At 58.3% G+C, this 22101-nt stretch carries 21 protein-coding genes and 3 pseudogenes; 11 read left to right on the top strand and 13 right to left on the bottom strand.

Features of this window, described 5'->3' with window-relative positions; genetic code table 11:
• The first annotated feature begins 9 nt into the window (after positions 1-9).
• The 9 genes from ACE04I_RS06355 (at position 10) to ACE04I_RS06315 (ending at position 10287) form a co-directional block, all read left to right on the top strand.
• Positions 10-633 carry a DUF2291 family protein gene (locus tag ACE04I_RS06355; RefSeq protein WP_052760478.1) on the top strand — a complete coding sequence of 208 codons (624 nt, stop codon included), beginning with the start codon at positions 10-12 and terminating at the stop codon, positions 631-633.
• Positions 630-2159 carry a sugar ABC transporter ATP-binding protein gene (locus ACE04I_RS06350; RefSeq protein WP_046796457.1) on the top strand — a complete coding sequence of 510 codons (1530 nt, stop codon included), beginning with the start codon at positions 630-632 and terminating at the stop codon, positions 2157-2159. The genes ACE04I_RS06355 and ACE04I_RS06350 overlap by 4 nt, the downstream gene beginning before the upstream one ends.
• Positions 2156-3232, top strand: coding sequence for an ABC transporter permease (locus tag ACE04I_RS06345; protein WP_487206769.1), 1077 nt, complete (start codon positions 2156-2158; stop codon positions 3230-3232). The genes ACE04I_RS06350 and ACE04I_RS06345 overlap by 4 nt, the downstream gene beginning before the upstream one ends.
• Positions 3233-3364: 132 nt before the next feature.
• Positions 3365-4138 (top strand): DeoR/GlpR family DNA-binding transcription regulator, encoded by a 774-nt coding sequence (locus ACE04I_RS06340; protein WP_046796455.1) that lies wholly within the window; start codon positions 3365-3367, stop codon positions 4136-4138.
• Positions 4139-4542: 404 nt separating this feature from the next.
• Positions 4543-5781, top strand: coding sequence for an ABC transporter substrate-binding protein (locus ACE04I_RS06335; protein ID WP_487206768.1), 1239 nt, complete (start codon positions 4543-4545; stop codon positions 5779-5781).
• A 92-nt stretch (positions 5782-5873) separates the two neighbouring features.
• Complete coding sequence (locus ACE04I_RS06330) at positions 5874-6773, top strand: carbohydrate ABC transporter permease (protein ID WP_046796453.1); 900 nt, start codon at positions 5874-5876, stop codon at positions 6771-6773.
• Positions 6770-7645, top strand: a complete 876-nt coding sequence (locus tag ACE04I_RS06325) for a carbohydrate ABC transporter permease (RefSeq protein WP_487206767.1) — start codon at positions 6770-6772, stop codon at positions 7643-7645. Before ACE04I_RS06330 ends, ACE04I_RS06325 begins: the two co-directional genes overlap by 4 nt.
• 27 nt (positions 7646-7672) lie before the next feature.
• Positions 7673-9190, top strand: coding sequence for a DUF5060 domain-containing protein (locus ACE04I_RS06320; RefSeq protein ID WP_046796451.1), 1518 nt, complete (start codon positions 7673-7675; stop codon positions 9188-9190).
• An 11-nt stretch (positions 9191-9201) separates the two neighbouring features.
• Complete coding sequence (locus tag ACE04I_RS06315; protein ID WP_487206766.1) at positions 9202-10287, top strand: ABC transporter ATP-binding protein; 1086 nt, start codon at positions 9202-9204, stop codon at positions 10285-10287.
• A 27-nt stretch (positions 10288-10314) separates the two neighbouring features.
• Here the strand turns inward: ACE04I_RS06315 and ACE04I_RS06310 are convergent.
• Positions 10315-10492, bottom strand: a pseudogene (locus ACE04I_RS06310) (transcriptional regulator); the annotation flags it as partial.
• 193 nt (positions 10493-10685) lie between these two features.
• Here ACE04I_RS06310 and ACE04I_RS06305 point away from each other — a divergent pair.
• Positions 10686-11153, top strand: coding sequence for a group III truncated hemoglobin (locus tag ACE04I_RS06305; protein WP_487206765.1), 468 nt, complete (start codon positions 10686-10688; stop codon positions 11151-11153).
• Here the strand turns inward: ACE04I_RS06305 and recX are convergent.
• The 8 genes from recX to ACE04I_RS06265 all read right to left on the bottom strand — a co-directional run bounded on the left by recX (position 11140) and on the right by ACE04I_RS06265 (position 19036).
• The gene (gene recX, locus ACE04I_RS06300) at positions 11140-11739 is read right to left on the bottom strand and encodes a recombination regulator RecX (protein ID WP_487206764.1); all 600 of its coding nucleotides are present in this window, start codon (positions 11737-11739) and stop codon (positions 11140-11142) included. The two genes, ACE04I_RS06305 and recX, sit on opposite strands and share 14 nt — an antisense overlap.
• A 3-nt stretch (positions 11740-11742) precedes the next feature.
• Complete coding sequence (locus ACE04I_RS06295) at positions 11743-12438, bottom strand: RES family NAD+ phosphorylase (protein WP_487206853.1); 696 nt, start codon at positions 12436-12438, stop codon at positions 11743-11745.
• Entirely contained in the window at positions 12432-12842 is a 411-nt protein-coding gene (locus tag ACE04I_RS06290) for an antitoxin Xre/MbcA/ParS toxin-binding domain-containing protein (RefSeq protein ID WP_487206763.1), read from the bottom strand. The genes ACE04I_RS06295 and ACE04I_RS06290 overlap by 7 nt, the downstream gene beginning before the upstream one ends.
• A gap of 59 nt (positions 12843-12901) precedes the next feature.
• Positions 12902-14581: an ABC transporter ATP-binding protein gene (locus ACE04I_RS06285; protein WP_046796446.1), complete on the bottom strand. Its 1680-nt coding sequence runs from the start codon at positions 14579-14581 to the stop codon at positions 12902-12904.
• Complete coding sequence (locus ACE04I_RS06280) at positions 14578-15474, bottom strand: ABC transporter permease (protein WP_245282153.1); 897 nt, start codon at positions 15472-15474, stop codon at positions 14578-14580. Before ACE04I_RS06280 ends, ACE04I_RS06285 begins: the two co-directional genes overlap by 4 nt.
• Before the next feature lie 28 nt (positions 15475-15502).
• Complete coding sequence (locus ACE04I_RS06275) at positions 15503-16417, bottom strand: ABC transporter permease (protein ID WP_046796444.1); 915 nt, start codon at positions 16415-16417, stop codon at positions 15503-15505.
• A gap of 69 nt (positions 16418-16486) precedes the next feature.
• Positions 16487-17995, bottom strand: a complete 1509-nt coding sequence (locus tag ACE04I_RS06270; protein WP_487206852.1) for an ABC transporter substrate-binding protein — start codon at positions 17993-17995, stop codon at positions 16487-16489.
• Between the two features lie 288 nt (positions 17996-18283).
• Positions 18284-19036, bottom strand: coding sequence for a FadR/GntR family transcriptional regulator (locus ACE04I_RS06265; RefSeq protein ID WP_046796443.1), 753 nt, complete (start codon positions 19034-19036; stop codon positions 18284-18286).
• Between the two features lie 211 nt (positions 19037-19247).
• Here ACE04I_RS06265 and ACE04I_RS06260 point away from each other — a divergent pair.
• Positions 19248-19513, top strand: a pseudogene (locus ACE04I_RS06260) (type II toxin-antitoxin system prevent-host-death family antitoxin).
• Between the two features lie 649 nt (positions 19514-20162).
• Here the strand turns inward: ACE04I_RS06260 and ACE04I_RS06255 are convergent.
• From ACE04I_RS06255 to ACE04I_RS06240, 4 genes and pseudogenes are all read right to left on the bottom strand, one after another.
• A complete protein-coding gene (locus tag ACE04I_RS06255) occupies positions 20163-21020 on the bottom strand; it encodes a helix-turn-helix domain-containing protein (RefSeq protein ID WP_046796441.1) in 858 nt (285 codons plus the stop codon).
• Positions 21021-21314: 294 nt separating this feature from the next.
• On the bottom strand, positions 21315-21491 hold the full coding sequence (locus ACE04I_RS06250) for a hypothetical protein (protein WP_245282151.1): 177 nt from the start codon (positions 21489-21491) through the stop codon (positions 21315-21317).
• A 73-nt stretch (positions 21492-21564) separates the two neighbouring features.
• A complete protein-coding gene (locus ACE04I_RS06245; RefSeq protein WP_046797785.1) occupies positions 21565-21984 on the bottom strand; it encodes a type II toxin-antitoxin system VapC family toxin in 420 nt (139 codons plus the stop codon).
• A pseudogene (locus tag ACE04I_RS06240) lies at positions 21981-22101 on the bottom strand (FitA-like ribbon-helix-helix domain-containing protein); the annotation flags it as partial. The gene ACE04I_RS06245 and the pseudogene ACE04I_RS06240, both read right to left, overlap by 4 nt.

Here is a 22101-nt window from a genome sequence, read left to right as displayed (position 1 = left end):
CGACACGTCATGAAGATGAGAACTCTGCTCGCTGCAAGCGTGCTCGCCTGCATATCGCTTGCCAGCTGCAAGCTGGTGAAGACCAACCAAGGCGAAGGAGGTGCGCCCGTCGACCCGATTGCCGAGCTCGTGGAGACGACATTCGAGGCAAAGCTCGTCCCCGCGCTCAAGGAGAAGGCCGTCGAGCTCACAGCTTTGCAAGAGGCGATTGCACGTGGCCTCGATGAAGCAGGCGGACAATACGGTATGCGTGTCGGTGGCGCAGGCGGCGGCTGGAACTTTCCCGTCAAGGGTACGGCCACCGTGGTGGATGAAAATCGCGCTTCCAAGGCCGCGGTAGCGGCTATCGACCTCGATGGTGACGGGCAGGCGGATGCGACGCTCCAGCTCGGGCCGGTGGTCAAGGGAACCGCGCTGCGCGATACGACCAATCTCTACGATTTTTCAACCTTCCGCGATCAGATCGAGTACGCGAAGCTCGGCCGCGCCTTGAACGACAAGGCGGTTTCCAAGCTTTTCGGACCCGATATCGCCCTGAAAGGCAAACGCCTGAACTTCCTCGGCGCCGCCGTGATACGCTCCGCCAGCGAGAAGCCGACCATTATGCCGGTATCCATCGAGGTTGCGCCATGAACGAGGCCCACCCGGTCGGTCTGTCAATCCGCAACGGCTCAAAAATCTATCCTGGCACGCAGGCGCTCAAGAGCGTCGATTTCGATCTGCGCATGGGTGCTGTGAACGTCCTGGTTGGCGAGAACGGCGCGGGCAAGTCGACGCTTATGAAGGTGATCGCCGGTGTCGAGCAGCTCAATGGCGGCACGATTCTCCTCGATGGTGAACCAGTGGTTTTCGCCGACAAGAACGACGCTGCCCGGCATGGCGTGGGCATCGTCTTTCAGGAGCTTAACCTCTTTCCCAACATGACTGTGGCCGAGAATATCTTCGTTGGCCATGAGAAGACGTTCGCAGGGGTGCACATCAACAAGAGCGCTCAAACCGCAGCCGCCCGTGCGCTAATGAAGCGCCTCGAGCAGGATATCGATCCGGATACGCCGCTTGGAAATCTGCGAATAGGGCAGCAGCAGATCGTCGAAATCGCCAAGGCTCTGGCGGAAAATGCGCGCATTCTTATTCTTGATGAACCGACCTCCGCGCTGTCGGCAGCCGAGGTTGAGGTTCTGTTCCGGGTGATTGAGGACCTGAAGCGGCAGGGCGTCGGCATCGTCTATATCTCGCACCGCCTGGAGGAGTTGATCCGCATCGGTGACTACATCACGGTGCTGCGTGACGGAGTAGTTACAGGTTCGCGGTCGATGGAGGGTGTCGACATCCCCTGGATCGTCACCAACATGATCGGCAGCGCCTCCAAGGACTTCCCGAAAACGGTACAACACGAGCTGGGCGACGAGGTTTTCCGGGTCGAGGAAATCTGCCTGCCCCGTGCCGCCGGCGGTTACGCGGTCGATCATGTCTCGCTCTCCGTCCGCAATGGGGAGATCGTCGGGCTCTATGGATTGATGGGCGCAGGCCGTTCGGAACTCCTTGAATGCGTCATGGCCCAGCATCCCAATTCCTCCGGGCGCATCTTCATTGGAGGCCAAGTGGTCCGCGAGAAAAGCGTGTCCGGCCGCATTCGCAAAGGTCTCGCCCTCATTCCCGAAGACCGCAAGCGTGACGGCCTGGTTCAGATCATGACGATCCGGGAGAACCTGACGCTTTCGTCGCTGCGCGACTTCACGCGCATCCTGCACCTCAGTCTGCGGGCAGAGGCTCTCAAGGCCGCCGAATCCGTAAAACAGATGGCGATTAAGGTCGCCAGCCTTGAACATCCTGTCTCCAGTCTTTCGGGAGGCAATCAACAGAAGGTCGTGATCGGGAAGGCGCTGATGACGAAACCACGCATCCTCCTGATGGACGAGCCCTCGCGTGGCATCGATATCGGAGCGAAGGCCGAGATCTTTCGCGCCATGCGCCGTCTGGCAGCCAGCGGTCTTGGCATCCTCTTCGTGACCTCGGATCTGGACGAGGTTCTCGCCTTGTCTGACCGTATTTTGGTGATGGCCAATGGCAGACTGACCGGAGAGTTTCCGGCCGGCGCCAATGCGTCCGACGTAGTGTCCGCGGCAACGCCCAATTTCAACAGGGTTGCAATTCAATGAGCAGCATCAACACGGTGAGCAGCGAGAAAACGGTACCCGGTGGATCGAAGACGTCCGGACTTCTGCTGCTTTTGCACATGCGTACATTCGTTGCCTTGATCCTGGTTTTCGGGTTCTTCGCCATTTACGCGCCCAACTTCCTGACGGGCGCCAACATGCTGATCATCTCGAAGCATGTCGCGCTGAATGCCCTGCTCGCGATTGGAATGACCTTCGTCATCATCGCCGGCGGCATCGATCTTTCGGTTGGTTCCATCGTCGGCCTTTGCGCCATGGTGGCCGGCTATCTCGTGCTATACGGCATCGACCTTGGCTTCATCGGTATTGGATACAGTATCCAGTTCAACACGATCGAGATATGTTTTCTCGTCCTGCTGGTCGGCGTCTTTATCGGGCTGATCAACGGCCTGTTGATCACGAAGCTCAACGTTGCGCCCTTCATCGCAACGCTCGGTACGCTCTATGTTGCGCGCGGCGCAGCACTTCTCTTTTCGGACGGTCGTACCTTTCCGAACCTGGCCGGCAATCCGGAATATGGCTCCGATACCTTTCGGCTCATCGGCTCCGGCAGTTTCCTCGGCTTTCCCCTATCCGTCTGGATCATGGCGATCGTGGCTCTTCTTGCGGCCTATCTCGCAACGCGCACGCCGCTGGGGCGTCATATCTATGCCGTCGGGGGTAATGAACGGGGTGCCGCCCTCTCCGGCGTCAACGTCGATCGGACAAAGCTGTTCGTGTACATGTTCTCGGGGATTTGTGCGGCGCTGGTCGGATTGATCATCTCTTCTCAGTTGCAGGCAAGCCATCCGGCATCCGGCGAAACCTTCGAGCTGAACGCGATAGCCGCGGCCGTTCTCGGCGGCACGTCCATGTCGGGTGGCCGCGGACGCATCGCAGGGACGATCGTCGGCGCCTTCGTGATCGGTATTCTCGCCGACGGCCTCATCATGATGGGCGTCTCTTCATTCTGGCAGACGGTGATCAAGGGCGTCGTCATTATCGCCGCCGTTGTCGTCGACCAAATTCAGCAGAAGCTTCAGGCACGTGTTGTCCTGCAACAGCAGGTCAATTGAGCATTTGAAGCTTCACAGGGTTGCTGTAAGGATATTATGGAAAGGGAACCGAAGATTTTCGAGTAATTGCGATTCTTTCAGTTCAGGCAGGTCCCTATGGAAGCGAAATACGAGCAGGCTACCCCAGACTCGATGGTCGGACTCCTGTCCGAGCCAAGACGCCGCCGTATTCTCGAATGGCTCCAGGAGGAAGGTTCCGCCCGCGTCCGGGAGTTGGCCAGCGCCTTCCGCGTATCTGAAGCGACAATCCGGCAAGATCTGGAAAGACTCGAGAACGACGGGTTCATCACCCGCGAGCACGGCGGCGCCTATCTCAACACCGCCCCGCCTCAAGCGGGAAGCATGACGCTCCACCACCAGGAGAACATGGACAAGAAGCGCCGGATCGGGGCTCTTGCAGCAAGCCTGGTGAAGGACGGCGAGACGCTGATCCTCGACGCCGGAACAACGACAACCGAAATCGCCACGCGGCTGACCAATCGGCGCGACCTCACGGTGATCACCAACGCCTTGAACATCGCCATCATACTGGGATCCGTGCCAACGATGGCGGTGCATATGCCGGGCGGCCAATTCAAATCGCCGACGCTTTCGCTCTCCGGTGACAAATCAGTCGAGTATTTCCGCAACATCTTTGCCGGCAAACTGTTTTTGGCGACCGCCGGTGTCGCCCTCGATGCCGGACTGACCTATCCGAGCTTCGCGGACCTTCAGCTCAAGGAAGCGATGATCAAGGCTGCGGCACACGTCTATCTCGTCGCTGACTCCACGAAGATCAACCGGTCGTCGTTCACGCGCCTCGGCTCGCTCGACGTCATCAATTCGTTCATCACGGACGATGGCATCGCCGACCGGGATGCAAAGGAATTCGAAAAGCGCGGCATAGAAATATTGATAGCAAAGTAGCGCTTATCGCCCCCAACTGCATGCTCTCCTTGCACCCTGCTTGAGAATTGCATTCAAGCAGAGGCCGAATTCCGCTGTGCCCAGCACGGAGGTTGGACCATTCCCAAGTGCGGATGAGCCAAGCTGACGGCATGCTTACGAGATCAATCCGGTGATTGCTGCCTGGCACCCGTTTTTCGTGCTGCTTGCCGCAGCGCGACGGCATTTTGCTGCTCCACGGTGAGTTACCCAGCTCGCAATTCACGAGACTATCGATATCGAAGCGAAATGAGTCTCGGGGAAATACGAGGCCGACGCTGGCATTTTCGGCGACAAACAAAATCATTCGAAAGAATTTGACATCAAACAAAAATATCTGAATAGTCTCTCGCGAAGGCTTGTACGATCTACGGGAGGAGATCCACGTGAAGACTTTGAAGAGGCTACTGGCTGTATCCGCGCTCGCCATCGCCACCACAGGGACGGCACAGGCTGAAGATCTGACGGTCTGGATCATCAGCTATTCCGCCGAATCCCAGGTCAAAGCGCTGCAGACCGCTGCGGAGCGCTTCGAAAAATCGCATCCCGACGTGAATGTTGAAATCGTTCAGCGCGGCGTCGACGAACACAAGACTGCGTTGCGGGTCGCCGCTGGCTCCGACAAGGGACCCGATGTCTACATGAGCTGGGCCGGGCTTGGTCTTGGCGGTGAATACGTCAAGGCTGGCCTGAGCAGGGACCTGACGCCCTATTATTCCCAATATGGCTGGGACAACCGCCTGACCGCCCCCTCTCTTGCCTTTGCAAGCAGCTATGGATCCGGCAAACATGGCGTGCCCTTCCGCTTCTCCGGCGAGGGTCTCTACTATAACAAAGCCATGTTCGAGCAGGCCGGCATCACCGAAGAACCCAAGAGCTATGAGGAACTCGTCGAGGCCGCAAAGAAGCTGAAGGAAGCGGGCATTCCAGCCTTCACGTTCGGGGGTTCCGTCAACTGGCATCTCATGCGTCTGATGGACGAGCTCCTGGAGACCACATGCGGCGCGGAGCTGCACGACCAACTGAAATCGCTGCAGGCAGACTGGAGCAAGACGGAGTGCGCGACCAAAGCGTTCGCCGAGATGCAGATGTGGGGGCAGAACTACATCCTGTCACCATTCATGGGTGTCGATCAGAAGCAATCCTTCACCCTGTTCCTGGCGAAGCGCGCGGCGATGATACTCGAGGGCGACTGGCTGGTGTCCCAGATCAAGGAAGGCGGCAACCTCGACGATTACGGGGTCTTTCCGTTCCCGAACGGCACAGGTCGCCTCTATGGTTTCGCCGAGTATTTCTACATCTCATCCAAAACCAGCAAGCCTGATCTGGCGGCGGAATTCATCGACTCTTTCACCTCCACCGAGTTCCAGACTGAAATCGCGGGCGTCTTCGGAGCTCTTTCCGTGAACAAGGAGGTCAAGCTCAAGGACGACGCATCCGCCATGCATAAGGAATGGACGGAAATCTTCGCGGAGGCGACGGGCACCTTCGTCAACGGCGATCAGGCCTTTCCCCTGGATGTCACGACGGAATATTTCCGCGTCATCAACGACGTCGCCGCCGGCAGGCTCGAGCCGCAAGCTGCGGCCGGCGCGATGCAGACCTTCATCGGTAACCGCAAGTAAGCTGGCTACGACCTGACGTCTGCGCGTCCAACATGCGGCGCGGAGACCGCTACCCGCACGCGGGATCGGGGATTTGGACAAGCGGAACTCTCATGTTGAAATCGAAAGCCATGCAGTCCCCACGGACTCAAGCTCTCATGTTGATCGGTCCTGCCTTCGCCGTCTATGCGACGTTCGCGATCTGGCCGATGATCGAGGTCGTCATCCTGAGCTTTCAGCATTGGAACGGTCTCGATCCCCAACGGGAGTGGGTCGGCCTTGAAAACTATCGCTACATTCTGACCAGCGACACCGTCTTCTGGGTTGCGCTGCGCAACACGATAACCTGGACGATCCTGGCGGTCATCTTTCCGCCCACGATCGGCCTTCTGCTCGCGCTCGGATTGAACGAGCAGCTTTTCGGTCGCGTGCCGATGCGCGCGATCTACTATCTTCCGGTCATCATCGCGCCGATTGCGGTCGCAACGATGTGGCGGTGGATGTACGATCCGTTTTTCGGGCTTTTCAATCAGGTACTGACAAGTCTGAGCCTCCAGGCCTGGATCCAGGACTGGCTCGGCGACCGCGAGATCGCCCTCTATTCCATGTTCGTCGCCTACACCTGGCAATATGTCGGCTTTTCCATGGTGCTTTTCCTGGCTGGCCTGCAGGGGGTCGACCGCTCGCTCGTGGAAGCGGCGCGCATCGACGGCGCCAACCGGTGGCAGGTCTTCCGGCATGTAACGCTGCCCGCTCTACGCGTCACGCTGGCGATCGTCCTCGTCCTGTCGACCATTTCGTCCTTGAAGGCCTTCGATATCGTTTATGGGATGACCGGTGGTGGACCGGCACAATCGACCCAGATGCTCGCGCTGTGGGCGTTCATGCAATCGATGCAGATCTTCGATTTCGGCCGGGGTTCCGCCATCTCGGTCATTCTCCTCTTGGTCACCCTGACGATCGTCGTCCCCTATCTGCGCTGGTCGCAACGCGATGAAGGAGCCGCCGAATGACGGTTATGACAACGCATCTTGAAACCGAGACGGTTGAGATAAAGCGCCGGCGGGATCCCTTCCTCATCATTCTATGGCTGGTGCTGGTCGTCTTTGCCCTGCTTTGGGTTGCCCCGGTCGTGCTCATCGCCTTCACGGCGCTGAAATCCAATGCAGAGATTATGGCGACCAATGCCTTCACGCCGCCAGAGACCGTGGCCTGGAGCAATTTCTCCGGCGCCTGGGAGCGCGGCAATTTCGCAACGACATTCCGAAACAGCGCCATCATCACCGTCATCAAGGTCCCGCTGGGGCTGATGTTCTCGGCAATGGCCGCTTATGCGCTGGCGCGGATTAAACTGCGGTTCAGCAAGCTGCTCCTGCTGTTCTTTCTGTTCGGCGCCATGATCCCGTTTCAGGTCATGCTGGCACCGATCTTTACGCTGGTGAACGGTTTCGGACTGATCGACACTTATCCGGGTGTCATCCTGCCCTACCTGGCTTTCGGGGTTCCCTATCAGGTCTTCATCCTGCACGGCTTCTTCAAAGCGGTCCCGAAGGAATTGTCGGAAGCGGCGCTCATCGACGGAGCCTCGCATCTGACCGTTTTCCGCAGGATCTTCCTGCCGATTTCCCTGCCGGTCCTGGCGGCTCTGCTCATCCTGGATTTTGTCTCCACCTGGAACGAGTTCGCCATGGCATTGGTCCTGCTTCAGGATCGCAACATGTGGACGCTGCCGCTGGGGCTCATGTCCTTCCAGGGACAGTTCTCGACCGACTACGGCCAGTTGAACGCAGCCATCGCCATGACCGTATTCCCTGCCGTCGTCGTCTACATGATCTTCCAGAGGTACTTCGTCAGCGGCCTGACATCGGGCGCCGTCAAGGGCTGAACATCATAGCATATTGAGGAGTGAACTATGGCTGAGCAACGAAGCCGCTGGGACGTTTTCGAATTTTCAGCAACTGGTCCTTCCAGTGGCAACCCCTATCTCGACATTTCGTTCGGCGCGACATTCTCGCTCGACAACCGTGAGATAAAAGTGCCCGGCTTCTATGACGGAGACGGTGTCTACAAGGTGCGTTTCTGCCCTGACACGGAAGGGGAATGGCGGTTCGTGACCGCATCCAGCGCCAATGAGCTTTCCGGGCTCCAGGGGACGCTGTCGGTCGGACCAGCCAGGAACGGGGTCCATGGACCTGTCAGGGTCCGCAACCAGTTTCATTTCGCTTATGCCGACGGCAAGCCTTATCTTCCTTTCGGAACGACCTGCTATGCCTGGACCCATCAGACGATGGAGCTGCAAGAGCAGACGCTTGAGACCCTGAAGACAGCGCCGTTCAATAAGATCCGCATGGGAGTTTTTCCCAAGGACTACATCTACAACACCAACGAACCGCTGCACGACATCTACGAGAAGCGCGCCGACGGCAGCCACGACATGGATCGGCCGAACTTCGAAAGCTTCCGGCACTTCGAGACGCAGATCGGACGTCTAATGGAAATGGGCATCGAAGCGGATATCATCCTCTTCCATCCCTACGACCGATGGGGCTATTGCACCATGACCGAGGAGCAGGACTTCCGCTATCTCCGCTATATCGTCGCCCGCATCGCCGCCTATCGAAACGTCTGGTGGTCACTTGCGAACGAATATGATTTCCTGCTGGACACCAAGCCGATGGAGCGCTGGGACCGGTTCTTCCAGATCATCGAGGAGGGCGATCCGCTTCGCCATCCAAAATCGATCCACAACGGTGACGTGGACAAGAATTACGATCACCGCAAGCCATGGGTCGACCACGTCTGCATCCAGAACTGGGATGTCAAGAAAACTCTCGATTGGCGTCAGGCCTACGGCAAGCCGGTTATCAATGACGAACCGGAATATGAGGGCAACATTCCCAAGGAGTGGGGCAATATCCACGGCCATGAGCTGGTCAACCGGTATTGGCTGACGCTTTGCCGCGGCGGCTATATCGGCCATGGTGAAACCTTCATGCACGAGAATGACGAACTCTGGTGGGCAAAGGGCGGCACGCTCCGCGGGGATGCGCCACCCCGGATCGCATTCCTGCGCCGGTTGCTCGAAGAGGATGCCGTCAACGGATTGACCCCGCTGCTCGAACGGGGCACGCCGTTCAAGCGCGTCTCGGCAGTCCGCGACGGTGATGTGCGGTATATCTATTTTTCCGAGCATCAGCCGGTGGAGTGGGCGCTTGGCCTGCCCGAGGAAGACGGCGAATGGGACATTGATCTGATCGACGTCTGGAATATGACGATCACGCCGCTGGAGAAGGCGGCACTTCCGAAAGTCCATCCGCAGCGCATTACCGGAGGATCGCACATCACCAACCAGTTCGCGGCGGCGTTTGGATTGAAACTGCCGGGCAAGCCGTATCTCGCGGTACGCGTGCGTCCCCGCAAGAAGCATTGAGGAGTTGCAGCATGGCACCGGTTCAGGTCTCCAATCTGCGCAAGAGCTTCGGCGCACTGGACGTGATCCAGAACGTATCCATCGACATCACGGATGGAGAGTTTCTCATTCTGGTCGGCCCCTCCGGCTGCGGGAAATCCACACTTCTGCGAATGATCGCCGGACTTGAGGACATTTCCGACGGGCGGATCAGTATCTGGAACCGTATCGTGAACGAGCTCTCCCCGAAGGATCGCAACATTGCGATGGTGTTTCAAAACTACGCGCTCTATCCGCAGATGACGGTTGCGCAGAATATGGGCTTCTCGCTGGAGATTTCTGGCGTGAAGAAGGCCGAGATACAGAAGAAGGTGGCCGAGGCGGCGGAAGTTCTTGGCCTGACGCCGCTCCTGCAGCGAAAGCCCTCGCAACTGTCCGGCGGTCAGAGGCAGCGTGTCGCCATGGGGCGCGCCATTGTTCGCGATCCTGACGTTTTTCTCTTCGATGAGCCGCTTTCGAACCTGGACGCCAAGCTGCGCGTGCAGATGCGGGGGGAAATCAAGGCGCTCCACCAGAGACTGGGCTCGACGATTATCTATGTCACCCACGACCAGATCGAGGCCATGACAATGGCCGACCGGATCGTGGTCTTGCGCGGAGGCCGTGTCGAGCAGATCGGTACTCCGCTCGAACTCTACGATCGTCCCGCCAACATGTTCGTGGCGGGGTTTCTCGGCTCGCCGTCGATGAATTTCCTTAAGGGCACTATAGAGGGGCAATCGATGCGCCTGCCGGGAGGCGAACGTCTGGCGCTTCCGGCCGTTCCAAGCGGACACGCGGGCGAAGTCGTTATCGGCATTCGTCCGCAGAACGTGATCGTCAATGCTGAAGGAGGCACAGCGGCGGTTGTGAAGGTCATCGAACCGACCGGCGCCGAGACGTATGTCCTCGCCGAGATCGGAGGCATCGAAATCACCTGCGTCGTCAATGATCGCGTTGACTTCGAGCCAGGGCAGCAAATTCCCATTTCGATTGCATCGCCGAACCTTCACTTCTTCGATGCGGCAAGCGAAAGGCGTCTCACCGACGACACTGTCAGCCGAGCCAAGCTGGCCTAGTCAAAAAGATCGACCCAAGGCCGTTTCTCACGCCTCGACGGGTGCGGGCGCGGTGGATTCCCGCAAGATGAGCTCCACGGGCCAGAGCTCACGAATCTCTTCCGCTGGGACGGCCGGCAAGCATCTGCGGGACCAGCTCGGCCGATCTTACGCCCGCCGCCCGCATGGACGACCGGGTAGCGGAAAGCGAAGGCACCATGTTCTCCGTCATCATCATCGAACCGGCAACGAAGGCGGTGGATCGCAGAGACTGCTCCAGAAAGGCTGATCTAAGAACATGGGGAAGGCAGGCCGGGAAAGACGCTTGCCACCTCGATACACCTCGGGAATTGCTCGGTTCGGCCTTGGGCACGACGCCCGCCACGACTATATGAGAGCAGCAGAGCACGGGGTATGAAATGAACAATGAACTGCAGGGCCGCGCCGCCCATGTCGCTGGGATCCGCGAACGCGCGGAAGCGGAGATGACGGCGATTGGCATCGATGAAGCCTTCATCGGCTTGCTGGTCGAAACGTTTTATGGCCGCGTACTATCGCATCCGGAACTCGGACCCGTTTTTGACGCAAGGCTTTCGGGACGCTGGCCCGAGCATATGGAGAAGATGAAGAGCTTCTGGTCCGCCGTGGCTTTCCGCAACGGCGCCTATGGCGGCAAGCCGGTTCAGGCGCATCTCGGCGTTGCCAACATGACGCCCGAGCTTTTTCCGAAATGGCTCGAACTGTTTGCTGCGACGCTCGACGATGTCGCCCCGAACAAAGAGGCAAAGGCCTGGTTCATGGCGACAGCAGAGCGTATCGCCAGAAGCCTGACACTTTCGCTTTTCTACAATCCGGCCCTCGACGATCCGGCCCTTAAACGCTCCTGACCGCAGCTAACGCTTCTTCGGCATCCTCGAGCGACATCTCGAAAACCTTCCTGCCGATCTCGAAGCCGAACCCCGCCCTGGCAAAGGCGGAAAGCTCCTTTGCCTTGCGTTTTTCATCGAGATCGGCCTTTCGGAACGGCCCGAGGGCGCGCTTGCGGGCAAGGACAACCGCCGCATAGAGGTCGTCCGCGTCCGCAACGGCAGCGGCGATCGTGGTCCTTGCAACACCCTTTTGCGACAGTTTCTGCGCGATCGCGCGCTTCGACTTACCGCCGCGCATGCCACTTCGAGTGCTGATTTCAGCATAGGCGTTGTCGTCCAATGCCCTGTTGTCATAGGCAAACTGCACGGCGAAATCAGCCAATGCCTTTACCTGGGCTTCGCTGATCGGGTCGAATTTCTCTCGTGCCTTGCGGGCAACGCCGTCGAACAGCTGCTTTTCCGTGTGCATTCGGCGCTCAAGGCGGTAGATCGCCGAGTTGCGCGCCCATGTGAACATCCGCGCCGTAGGCACATCGGATTGCTGCGTCTCTTCATCCAAGTCCAAACTACACTCCGAAACGGCTGAATCGTTGAGCGCCGGCATGAGTTAAAGAGCGAAGATCGCATTGGTCCGGCAATTGCGCACCTTGTCGACCCGCCTTCCATCCCAATGAAAATCGAAATGATCCGCCTGCACCGGAATATCCATGAGATCCGGCCAGAAGATCGCGACGCATTCGCCATCCAGACAGCGCACACTGCGATAGATGATGCCGTTGGCTCCTCCAGCCCTCAGGCTCCGCCCCAATGCTTGCGAAGACTTGTAGGAATCCGGATCGTGATACTGGCTATGCGGCCTTGCATCATGCAGGTCGAGATCGAGCCGGTTGATCAGCATGCGGAATTGCGAAGTCCATCCCGGTTCCTCACCACTGTTTGCCATTGCCCTTCCATGGTGATGAGCCACCTCCCGAATGGCCACCTCCTCCCGATCGCCGGCACTATAGACCCCATAGGTACCGTCGGTGAATCGCCCTGGCCGATCGGTGCTGATATGGACGAACGGAGCCATAAGGTAGCTGGCGCCCGGCCCGCTTACACGCCGTTCCGCCGGCACCAGATCGAGCCTGCCGATATGATCCCAGATGCGCGGATTGGTCTTCGATTCCGCCGAAACCAGCGCCTCCCAATCCTGGGGTTCGGCGATATCCTCGAAAAGGTCGATGGGCGGGTGGATGGAGCGGATGATCCGGCAGGCCTTGGGCCACTGGACGCGGACGACCGAAAGGCGATCGTTCACCAGCCGCCACGCTCCGCATCAAGATAGGCTCGCACACGGGCCAACGAGAAGATATCCCCTTGCGCCATGACCTCGACCGGGGTGCGGCCGCCAAAGGCCTGGTTCGGCTTCTTCACCCAAGTGTAACCTCGCTCCGGATCTGAAAAGAGATAGCGGAGCCCCTTGTGGATACCCATGAGCAGTGAAAGACGCGTGGCGAGATCACGGTCGATGCGCCCGAGCTCACCGGCTTTCCACCGGGCATAGGTGCGAGCGGCAAGCCCTCCGAGTATCTCGCGGGCGTCTGCGTCGGATACCTGCCATTTTTCAAAAAGCCTGATAACCGCGCGTACCATCGCCTCCGCCTCGCGAGCGGTGATCTGCGGATTATCCGGAACGGCTTCCGTGCGCGGGATTTCCTGCAACATGGCAAATCTCCTTTCGGCATAAAATAGGAGAGTTTTTGCCATATGGCAAGTTTTTCGGGTCACCCCTGCTGTATGGCGCCCTCGGACGTACTTTGGAGCGCCGCGTCACCCCGCAACCACTTTGGCCTTGGAACCGATTGCAGCAGCGCCTGGGTATATTCGTGCTGCGGGGACGCAAACAGCGCTTCGGTCTCATTCTCCTCGACAACCCTTCCCTGCTTCATGACAAGAATTCGGTCGGCAAAGTGACGGACAATCGGCAGGTCGTGCGTGATGAAGATATAGGCCAAACCCAGGCGCCGTTGAAGATCGGCAAGAAGCTCGACCACCTGCATCTGAATCGAAACATCCAGCGCGGAGACCGCCTCATCACAGACGATCATCTCCGGGTCGCTGGCCAAAGCCCGTGCAATGGCGATGCGTTGACGCTGTCCTCCGGAGAACTGGTGCGGATACCGGTTTGCATGGTCCGGCTTGAGGCCGACCAGTTCAAGCAGCTCGACGACCCTGCCGGCCCACTGCGCGCGTGGAAGAATGTCGGGATGAATCGCCCACGGTTCCGAAATAATGGTCCGGACATCCATTCGTGGGTTCATCGAACCGAAGGGATCCTGGAACACCATCTGCACTCGTCGCCGGAACCTGCCGAGCGCCGGTCCTTCGAGCTTGAAAATATCCTCTCCCGCGAAGAATGCCTTACCAGCCGTGGGCTCGTTCAGCCGCAGCAGCATTCGTGCGATACTGGATTTACCGGAACCCGACTCACCGACGATGCCAAGGGTCTCGCCGCGACGAAGCGTAAAGTTGACATCGTCAACGGCTCGGAATTCCCGTTTTTCCGCAAAAAAACCAGCCTTCAGCAGATAATGCTTGCTCAGGTGCTTCACCCGCAGAAGCGGTTCACCTTGTATGGCGGATCGCCGCCGTTCCACCGCTGGTCGGCTATGCGGTACCGCTTCAATCAGCCGACGGGTGTAGGGATGTTTCGGCTCCTGGAAGACATTCTCCGCTTTCCCCGCCTCGACGATCTTGCCGGCATTCATCACGATGACACGGTCAGCCATGGCCGCCGCAACTTCGAGATCGTGCGTGATCATGATTATCGCCATTCCGGTCTCACGCTGAAGATCACGCAGCAGATCGAGAATCTGGGCCTGAACGCTCACGTCGAGCGCCGTGGTCGGTTCGTCCGCAATCAGGATATCGGGCTTCAGCGCGATGGCCATGGCGATCATCACCCGTTGCCGCTGGCCGCCCGAAAACTGATGCGGGTAAAAATCGGCACGCTTTCGAGCGTCCGGGATACCAACCCGTTCGAGCAATTTCACCACTCGCTCCCGAACGCTTCCCTCACCCGCGTCACCATGGCTCTCGAAGACCTCCGCGATCTGCCTGCCAACCGTGTAGACGGGGTTGAGATAGGCGAGCGGGTCCTGGAAGATCATTGCGATGCGTCGACCATTGAGATCCCTTCGCATTTCGGCGTCCAGGCACATCAAATCCATGCCGTCGAAACTGCAGGTTCCTGCGACGATATCGCCGGGAGGACAATCGATCAGTCCCATAATGGTGCCGGTACTGACGCTCTTACCGGAGCCGCTTTCCCCAAGAATGACAAGTGTTTCGCCCCTGCGAACCTGGAAGGAAACTGAATCCACTGCTCGGACCGGCTCCTCCTCCGAGAGGAAATCGACCGTCAGGCCCTTGAGGTCCAGAATGATGTCGCGTGCTGCGCTCATCGAGCCGCCTTTCTCAATGCCTGAACGCGCCAACGCTGTTGTGGATCGGCAACCATGCGGGCCCAGCTCGCCAGGATGTTGAGCGAGAGCGTGGTGAGCATGATGGCAAGCCCCGGCCAGAATGCGATCCACCACGCCGTGGTGAGATAACCCCGGCCATTGGCCACCATGGCGCCCCAGGTGAAATCCGGTGGCTGAATGCCGAGGCCGAGAAAGCTCAGCGCCGACTCCGCCAGGATAACCGTTGCGAAATCGACAGCGGCGATTGTCATCAGCGTCGGCAGAACCAAAGGAGAGATATGCCTAAAGAGGATGCGCCCGGAGCCCGCCCCCATCGATCGGGCGGCGCTTACGAACATTCGCTCGCGCAACTCGAGCACTTCTGCCCGACACGTCCTCAGATAGATCGGCACACGGGTAATGGCCAGCACGATCACCAGATTGATGATACTTGGCCCCAGGGTATAGAGCACGATCAGAGCCAGCAGGAGAGACGGGAAGCTCATCACGATATCCGCCAAACGCATGATCAACTGACTGTACCAGCGTTCGGAATATCCGGCGAGGAGGCCAAGGGCGCCGCCGATCGTCATCGAGCAGACGACAGCAGCCGCGGCAATCGCCAAGGTATTCTGGGCTCCAACAATAAGTCGCGCCAGGATCGGCCGTCCGAGTGTATCGGCGCCCAGGACATAGAGCCATCCCTGCTCGAAATCGAACGGAGGCAGATTGCGTTGGCGCAAACCCAGCCGGCCGGCCTCATCACCGACCCACAGAGGACCGAAGATGGCCAATGATATCAGCAGGACCAGAAAAAGAGCCGATGCCAGGGCGAATTTGTCCCGCATCAAATAGATCAGGACGACCTGCAGGCGGCTTTTCGGTCTGGTCATAGGTGCGTCAAGAGCCATGATCTCAGCCTTAGTAACGGATACGGGGATCGAGAGCTGCGTAAAGAAGGTCGATCGCTATGTTCAGGACGAAGATCGCGATGGCGGTCACGAGGATGGTCGATTGCACGACAGCAAAGTCCCGCTGGATGATGGAGTCGATCATCAATTTGCCGATGCCCGGCCAACCGAAGATAGTCTCGACCACGACAGCCCCGTTAATCAAACCGGTCGCCAGGTCTCCGGCAACCGTGATCACCGGCAGCAGCGAATTTCGTAGTGCGTGACCAAAGATGATCTTCCGCCGCGCCATACCCTTCGCATGCGCCGTCCGGATGTATGGTGAGGCAAGGGCCGAGAGCATCGTTCCCCGAACCACCTGTACAAGCAGTCCAAACGGCCGCAGCATCAGGACGAAGACCGGCATCACCCAATAGGCAAACCCGCCGGTGCCGGAGGTAGGCAACAGTTCGAAGCCGACAGCAAAGATCAATATCCCGACAATGGCGATCCAAAAGTCGGGCGCGCTTGCCCCTCCCAACGACACGATGCTGGCAATCCTGTCGAAACGGCTGCCGGGACGAGCGGCGGCAAGAGAGCCGACGAGCACGGCAAGCAGCGTCGACAGGGTCATTGCGACGAAGGCCAGTTTCAGCGTTTGAGGAAACGCCTCGAGCGCGACTTCCATGGCCGAGCGGTTTTGGCGCAGTGATTGGCCGAAGTCCAGATCCAGCAGGTCCTTCAGATACTGCAGGAACTGCCAGTAGATAGGCTGATCCAATCCGTTCAGCCGCGCGAATGCCGTCCTTGCTTCGATGCTTGAATCGAGCGGCAGATAGAGGGCGGAAGGGTCTCCCGTCAATCTGGTGAGAAAGAAGACGAGGGTCAGCAGGCCCAGGACTGAAACAAGGCTGTGGAACGACCGCCGCCCGAGATAACTGAGCATTCAACGCCCCTAGGTATTTGTCATCTGAGGAAAGAACGACGCGGGAGCGCCACTCCCGCGTCTGCTTCGTCAATCTTTCAAGGCTATGTTGGCGAGCGGAATCTCGCTGTTCGTGGTAATATCCGGCTTCCAGTCAAGCCGTGGGCCGACGCGCGTATATCCGATCATGTGGAACATCGGTATGTCTGCCACGACGTCGTTGCGTACCTTTGCAAACAGCGCCTTGAATTTGGCCGTGCGGTCCTCACCCGTCGCCGCCATTGCAGCATCGACTTCCTGATCGAGCGCCGGATCGTGGAGTGTCGAATAGCTGCCGTTGGAGTGATAGAAGATGGGCACGGTAAAGGCGGCATCGCCCTTGTTGTTGTCGTGCATCATCTGCAGCAGATTGGGACCGCGCCCCTCGGGGAATGGCTTTTGCAGGTATCTCAGCCAATCTGCCACGTCGAGCATCGTCAATTTAACGTTCAAACCGGCTTCCTGCCACATGGCCATCATGGCTTCCATGGCTTCCGCCCCATTGGGATAGATGCCGTTGCGCCCGATCAGTTCGATTTCGGTATCGACAGGCACGCCGGCGGCGCGGGCTTCCGCGATCAACGCCTTGGCCTGTTCCGGATCGTAGGCCCAGGGCTCAAATTCGCTATTGTGGCCGTTGATGCCGGGCACCACCATTTGCGAGGCACGCTTGACGTCGTCACCGAATAGCTGCGCAAGCCCTTCCCAGTCGATCGCAAGATTGAGAGCCTTGCGAATGCGGACATCGTTAAGGGGAGCGAAATCGGTGTCGATCCGGATCGCCGTGGTCTCCGAGTTCAGATAGGCGAAGTCCGTTTGGGGATTATTGGCATCCTGGATGGCGATGGATGGCGTCAAATCCGCCTCACCGGTTTCAACCATGGCTGCGCGGATCGAAGATTCCGATCTCCAAACATAGGTGGCCTTGGTTATATCCGGATCTTCACCCCAATAGCCGTCGAAGGCTTCCAACACCACCGTTTGGGGTGAGAAGGTAGTGAGTTTGTAAGGACCTGTGCCGATCGGATCGTTGACTGCTTTGTCAGCGGGCGTCTTCGGTGACACCACCATGACGACGCTCAAAAGCGTCGGCAAGATCGGCTGTGGCTTGTCCGACTTGATCTCGACCGTCCGGTCGTCGACGGCCGTGACCGTCAACTTGGCATCACCGAACTTGGCGATATTGCTGCAGGTTACCTTGCCGCCGGTCATGCGCTCGATGGAAAACACCACCGCTTCGGCGTTAAGGTCCGTACCGTCGTGAAATTTCACGCTATCTCGCAGCTTCAAATGCCAGGTGTTCGGATCGACCTGGCTCCATTCGGTCGCCAGCCTCGGTTGCGGCTGACCGCTGGTCGGGTCGATGACCGTCAAGGGTTCGACCACATTCTGGCTCAGTATCTGGCCGACATTGGTGATGATCGTGCCGCATGGCTCCAGGTTTGCCGGCTGCTCCGGCAATACGATGCGCACTTCGGATGCTGATTGAGCCGCAGCTAGCGCTGCTGATGCCCCCAAAAACACAGCGCCGGCGACGACGCGGATGCTCATTTTTCTCATTGCACTCCTCCCGATTGTACAACTCGATGATTTCAAATGCGGGCGGAAGCTCCACCTGCAGATCCAGAGCGCCCCAATCGGCGCGTAGCATCTCCTACTTCCTCCAACCTCTGACTTGCCAAGGCAGCCGTACCGATGGCCGTGTTCCGTGAACCACACAGCCTCCCGATATGCTTCTGGCCACCGCCGCTGAAGGTTTATGCGCCATTTAATTTATTGAGCGGCAACCAGCCCTTCAACGACATCATACATACTGACATAATGTCGTATGATGACTATAAGGATGAGTCAACCCTTTAGGGCGCCTCCGCCATCGTCGCGCGAATTCCTCAACGCTCGATACCGCTCGATACCGGTCACTAGATGGCGCCGCATCGCCTCGCGCGCCCTGTCCGGGTCCCGGACAAGAATGGCCTCGCCAATCTCCCGATGCTCATCAAGAATCGGTTCGTCACGGTTTGGTAGCGGTTCGACGCCGCCCATAGCCGACCGAAACTTGACGCGAGGGATCATTCTTCGCCCCACATGCTCGAGAAAGGCGCGAAACCGGCCATTATTGGAGGCTGCCGCAATCGCCATATGGAATTGGAAGTCCGCGTCGTCCGTTGGCAGGTTCTGCGACGCCAGTGCCGCGAAACGGTCCACCTGAGCCTGAATCTCGGCCTCCTGAGCTGGCGAACTTCTGAGCGCAGCCAAGCCGGCCGCCTCCACCTCGATGCCTATCCTGAATTCCAGTTCCTCGATGATGTCGGAGATTTTGCAGGTTCTGCCGGTGAACAGTTTCAAGCCGCCATCCGACTGGCTCGGCCCCAACACGAAGACGCCCGCTCCCTGCCGGGATTCCACCAGACCATCCGCCCGCAAAGCCGCAATCGCTTCCCTGATCACCGTGCGACTGAACCCGAAACGACCAACAAGAGCCGGCTCGGTAGGCAACTTGTCGCCTGGAGCATAATAGCCCGCCTCGATTTGGCTCCTGAGAGCTTCGGCAGCCTGGGAAGACAAGGAACGACGAAAGGTTTTTGGTTCAGCGACTGCCATAAGCCCTCCGGGAGATCTGGAATAGACATATTATGACAATCACTCCATCATACCATCTCTATAACAGGAGTGCACAAAGACACCAAGAGGCTTTGTCAATCTCACGAAAGCAGCTGGGCTTTGAACTTCCCGCCCTATCGTTGAACGACTTACAGCTCGGCCGATTCCGGCTTATATCGTCACAATGGTCATTCTAGTCAGGAGACGAAGAATGCAGGCGTCGACGCATAACGATGAAAGCTGGACCGACGCCCGCGCGAAAGCAAAACTACCTGAGATCATCGAACGTGCGCAGTCCGCGCCGCAGACGATTATCCGAAATGGAAGCCAAGCGTCGTCGTGGTCTCGGCCCAAGAGTGGCAGAGGAAGATCGCATGCAAGGGTACACTTGCAGAATTTCTGATGGAATCACCACTACGCGGCGCAGACCTGGACCTTGAGCGCCAATGCGACGAACCACGTGACCTGCCGCTGTGAGACTTCTGCTCGACACCAGCGTTTGGTCAGAGGTGGCAAGGCCCCGCCCTGAAGTTCGCGTTGTGGAATGGCTAAGATGCGCCCTAACCGTGGTGGATACCTTCCCGCGCTCCTCGCCTGCCGTTGATCAGGCGTCTTTGCGCTTAGCAGATCGTCATGGCTGAAGCGTAACGATCTGGGGTTCATCATCCGCGGACTCGGGGCCTTGCCGGGGCCAGTTTCGAGGATCGGCAAGTCTTACGATGCGCTGCTGGCAGTCTGGGCATAGTTCAAATGCCTCATTCAGACGCGATGTCTCACCGATCGATGTAATCTCGACGCGCAGGACACGCCACTCATCGATCTTGCGCGTCGTAAACTGTACGTCGCACCCTGCGCATATCCAGGTTGGCTTTGCCATACCTGTTCCTCTCCTCTTTGTTCCCAATCTATATTGCATGAAAGGGTGCCGAACGCGAGCTACCCCTTTTGGGGGATAGCTGGAGCAATGGGCGTTAAAATGGTCATTTGAACGGCCATTGCTCCAGCTAAGTAGAAGCTTCGTCGGGAATGCCAAGGGAGGAAAAAGTTCGACAGGAATGCCCCCGGCTCGGGGGGACGCGGGGCGGAGCTGCTTGAATCTGGCGGGATGTAAGGTTCCGGCGGGCCGCTAACGCAACTGGCTGGGAGTTTTATGCCTATGGGTCTTCATCATATTCGTGAGATGGCTTTGGCTTGAGAACCCGCTCAGAAACGCCACCTCCGCCACCGGCATCGTCGTTTCGGAGAGCAGTTTTTCCGCAAAGTCGAGACGACGTTCCAGGACGTAGCGATAAGGCGGGCAGCCAAAAGTTTTGGAGAAAGCCTGTGTGAAATGCCCCGGCGAAAGACCGCAGATGGCGGCGAGCTCCGACGTGGTCAGCTTCCGGCTGAAATGCTCGTGCAGATAATCCCTGATCCTGGTGGCAGCGGCCGCCGAAAGGCCACCCTTGCCCACCTTTTCCGGCTTTCCGGCATTCGAATAGTTGCGAAGCACGTGAACACCCAGCACTGTTATGAGGGAGTCGAGATAGAGTTCGTTCGAATGATCGGGCCGATTCAGTTCCGCCTTTATCATTTTGGCGAACTGCAAGGCCGTGTTGTCGGCAGTATAAGAAACCGGTCTCAAATTGACTTCCGGGCGATCGAACTCCTGGCCAGCAAGCTCGAGCATGCTTTCGGCCGAGATTGCAATAACAACGCCGTCAGTGGTGGACGACCAGTTGGCTTTCCCCTCTACTCCAAACGGTCGGACTGCGATCATGCCGGGTGTGACATCGAAGGTTCGATAGGGCTCGGATTCGAATGCGAAGCTGAATTTGGGTGAGCCGGCCAGCATGATTGCGATACTGTGTCCGGTTGAGGGGAATTCCTGCGATCCCGGTGGCTGTCGCCAATGAACCGCGCCACCCCGAAACGCCATCTTCCGCGGCCCGACGTCGTCGGGCACATGCCTCAGCAGACCAGCGTCTGCAAGATCTCTGTACATTTCAATGAATAACCCGCCCCACAACAAGCCGCCCCCAAGCGGCATAGAAACGTTAGCAACGCCCGGTAGCTAAAACCATTACTAATTTTCGCATGCGCACACCTTGAGGTTATCGCATGGCAAATATCCCACAGATCTCCGTCAGCTCTGTAACGGATCGGGATTTTTGCGGGCAGAGCCGACGCAATCATGCCCACCGCCGCAGCCGGCTACCTGTCGCGTACTTTCATCCGGCGTGGTAGTGTCCCCTGAAATGAAGATGCTTCCCGGCGACGGCGGGAAGCATGTTTCAGCTCAAAATTTCCCGACGAGATTGAGGAAGACGCCCTGATCGTCGGGGGTGAGGTCTCTCAGGTCATCGGAGAAACGGCCGAAGTTATAGCCGACGCCCACCCTGAAGTTGTTTTCGACATGACGGTAAATCGCGGCGAGCGCACCATAGTCGATGGTGTCGACCTCAGGCGTGTGCATCACCCATCCTTCGAGAAGGATATCCCAGCTCTTGAACGGATGCGAACCTACGACACCTGGATCCACATTGTCGTTATCGGGACCAGGGATTGATCACCTTCAACCCAGCAGCCTCGAACGGGCTTGTGTCGCGAGTGGCGATTGCAAGACCATTCGCTGCTGCTATGGCGGCAATGTAGCCATCAGCCGGGCCGATCGCCTTCCCAGATACTCGAGCGCGTGCCATCAGTTCCGAGTAGAACTGTGAAGTCGCCAGATCGAAGGGCAGGATGCGCTTGGAAAAGTGAGGCAGCACTTCTCCCTCAAGGCGGTCGCGAAGGGTAGTTTGCCGTTTCCCTGAGGGCATAGCAGCAATCCCGAAGCGAAGTTCGGCGATCGTTATTGCAGAGAGGAAAAGCGTTTCGATGGCTTGGGCGTCCAACCAGGCAACCACTGCCTCGTCAGGAACCGGTTTCCACGGCTCGGATATAACGTTGGTATCCAGCAAGATCATTCGAAGGTCATCGGTTCAGCGGGCGTCTTGTCGCGACTTTTCTGCAGGGCCTCAACGTCGCTGTCGGAAAGCTCAGCGTCGCGGCCAATAGCCGCCAGTAACGAGCCAAGCTTAACA

The sequence above is a fragment of the Rhizobium moroccans genome (assembly GCF_057559155.1).
The sequence above is the reverse complement of the archived record's forward strand: the minus strand, read 5'-3'. Positions and strand labels throughout refer to the sequence as shown.

Excerpts from the sequence above, each read along its gene's own strand:
- ACE04I_RS06245 (WP_046797785.1), bottom strand. The coding sequence starts at position 21,984 with ATGATCTTGCTGGATACCAACGTTATATCCGAGCCGTGGAAACCGGTT.
- ACE04I_RS06285 (WP_046796446.1), bottom strand. The coding sequence starts at position 14,581 with ATGAGCGCAGCACGCGACATCATTCTGGACCTCAAGGGCCTGACGGTC.
- recX (WP_487206764.1), bottom strand. The coding sequence starts at position 11,739 with ATGCCGGCGCTCAACGATTCAGCCGTTTCGGAGTGTAGTTTGGACTTG.
- ACE04I_RS06265 (WP_046796443.1), bottom strand. The coding sequence starts at position 19,036 with ATGGCAGTCGCTGAACCAAAAACCTTTCGTCGTTCCTTGTCTTCCCAG.
- ACE04I_RS06290 (WP_487206763.1), bottom strand. The coding sequence starts at position 12,842 with ATGTTGCAGGAAATCCCGCGCACGGAAGCCGTTCCGGATAATCCGCAG.
- ACE04I_RS06250 (WP_245282151.1), bottom strand. The coding sequence starts at position 21,491 with ATGCACACGCCTGAGGTCGACACCATCGACTATGGTGCGCTCGCCGCG.
- ACE04I_RS06280 (WP_245282153.1), bottom strand. The coding sequence starts at position 15,474 with ATGACCAGACCGAAAAGCCGCCTGCAGGTCGTCCTGATCTATTTGATG.
- ACE04I_RS06325 (WP_487206767.1), top strand. The coding sequence starts at position 6,770 with ATGACGGTTATGACAACGCATCTTGAAACCGAGACGGTTGAGATAAAG.
- ACE04I_RS06355 (WP_052760478.1), top strand. The coding sequence starts at position 10 with ATGAAGATGAGAACTCTGCTCGCTGCAAGCGTGCTCGCCTGCATATCG.
- ACE04I_RS06275 (WP_046796444.1), bottom strand. The coding sequence starts at position 16,417 with ATGCTCAGTTATCTCGGGCGGCGGTCGTTCCACAGCCTTGTTTCAGTC.
- ACE04I_RS06305 (WP_487206765.1), top strand. The coding sequence starts at position 10,686 with ATGAACAATGAACTGCAGGGCCGCGCCGCCCATGTCGCTGGGATCCGC.
- ACE04I_RS06345 (WP_487206769.1), top strand. The coding sequence starts at position 2,156 with ATGAGCAGCATCAACACGGTGAGCAGCGAGAAAACGGTACCCGGTGGA.
- ACE04I_RS06270 (WP_487206852.1), bottom strand. The coding sequence starts at position 17,995 with ATGAGAAAAATGAGCATCCGCGTCGTCGCCGGCGCTGTGTTTTTGGGG.
- ACE04I_RS06340 (WP_046796455.1), top strand. The coding sequence starts at position 3,365 with ATGGTCGGACTCCTGTCCGAGCCAAGACGCCGCCGTATTCTCGAATGG.
- ACE04I_RS06330 (WP_046796453.1), top strand. The coding sequence starts at position 5,874 with ATGTTGAAATCGAAAGCCATGCAGTCCCCACGGACTCAAGCTCTCATG.
- ACE04I_RS06350 (WP_046796457.1), top strand. The coding sequence starts at position 630 with ATGAACGAGGCCCACCCGGTCGGTCTGTCAATCCGCAACGGCTCAAAA.
- ACE04I_RS06255 (WP_046796441.1), bottom strand. The coding sequence starts at position 21,020 with ATGTACAGAGATCTTGCAGACGCTGGTCTGCTGAGGCATGTGCCCGAC.
- ACE04I_RS06315 (WP_487206766.1), top strand. The coding sequence starts at position 9,202 with ATGGCACCGGTTCAGGTCTCCAATCTGCGCAAGAGCTTCGGCGCACTG.
- ACE04I_RS06320 (WP_046796451.1), top strand. The coding sequence starts at position 7,673 with ATGGCTGAGCAACGAAGCCGCTGGGACGTTTTCGAATTTTCAGCAACT.